The sequence below is a fragment of the Xenorhabdus santafensis genome (assembly GCF_033949405.1).
GTDB lineage: Bacteria > Pseudomonadota > Gammaproteobacteria > Enterobacterales > Enterobacteriaceae > Xenorhabdus > Xenorhabdus santafensis.
Genome location: NZ_VCDN01000373.1, coordinates 1 through 226, shown reverse-complemented (window position 1 = coordinate 226; position 226 = coordinate 1). Strand labels below are relative to the sequence as shown.

Below are 226 nucleotides of genomic sequence, written 5' to 3'. Positions count from 1 at the left end.
CTTGGTCCTGCTATTCCATAAATAACAACTAATAAGAAGAAGAAAGACAGTAGTTGTATTGGTGTATCACTAAATAAATACGTTTGTGAAATAACCGCAATCATTCGCGATTCATATGCTGTCAAAGCTGCAAATGTTAATACTAAGATGCTACTAATTGTGTATGCAACAGGTTTCGTCAAATGCGCACTTGTATATTGAACAAAGTTTTGTTTTGGGAATAAAA

The 226-nt window shown here is 33.2% G+C and carries 1 protein-coding gene; it reads right to left on the bottom strand.

What is annotated here, in order from left to right; all coding sequences use genetic code 11:
- Positions 1-226 (bottom strand): GerAB/ArcD/ProY family transporter (locus FE392_RS22800; RefSeq protein WP_319931961.1); only part of this gene is annotated, 226 nt, incomplete at both ends.